1 pseudogene is annotated in these 674 nt (G+C 61.9%); it reads left to right on the plus strand.

The window, feature by feature from the left end:
- Positions 1 to 317: 317 nt before the first annotated feature.
- Positions 318 to 674: pseudogene (locus tag EN745_RS35510) on the plus strand (hypothetical protein); the annotation flags it as partial.

Here is a 674-nt window from a genome sequence, read left to right on the forward strand (position 1 = left end):
GTGAGACGGGCATTCTTATGGATGTTCATTCGGACCCTCCGGTGAGTGCTGAAGCTTGGTAACTCCAGTCTCCCCGGTCCGGTCCGAATGGACAACCTCCCGAAAGCTCACAGCTAGCCAAGGCGAGCGACGAGCGGGACGGGGGCAAGTCAGAGGAAGCCACGACCGACGACTACGGGGCAGCGGCACCAGGCGCAGCGCCGGGCGAACGCCTCGCGAACGAGTGCATCGAATTCGAAGCGGTAAGCTGGCGAGACTACCGGCACGGTCCGGCGAAGCGCTGGAAAGATCGGCCGTGGGACGCATTCCGCTTCGTCGTGCAGCGCGAAGATGAGGGCGCGGTCTTCGACGCCGGTCTGATCAGCATCCAGACCGACGACCAGGAGAAGAAGGCGCGCGGCGAAGGCGACAGCGACCTGTGCGGCTGGGAAATCTGGGATAAGAGCAGCCGCAAGGTCATCTTCATCGACGACAACGGCGTTGTGCTGAAGAAGGTCGACGACCCGCTTGGCCTGAGCGATTTCTTCTGCATTCCGGCACCGGTTCAGCCGATCGAACTCACCGGCCGGTTGATGCCGGTCAATCCGTTTTCGATCTATAGCCGGCTCGCCGACGAGCTGGACCTGACCACCAAGCGCATCGGCATCATTACGCGTCACATGAAAGTCAAAGGC

The organism is Mesorhizobium sp. M4A.F.Ca.ET.022.05.2.1 (assembly GCF_003998845.1).
Classification (GTDB): Bacteria; Pseudomonadota; Alphaproteobacteria; order Rhizobiales; family Rhizobiaceae; genus Mesorhizobium.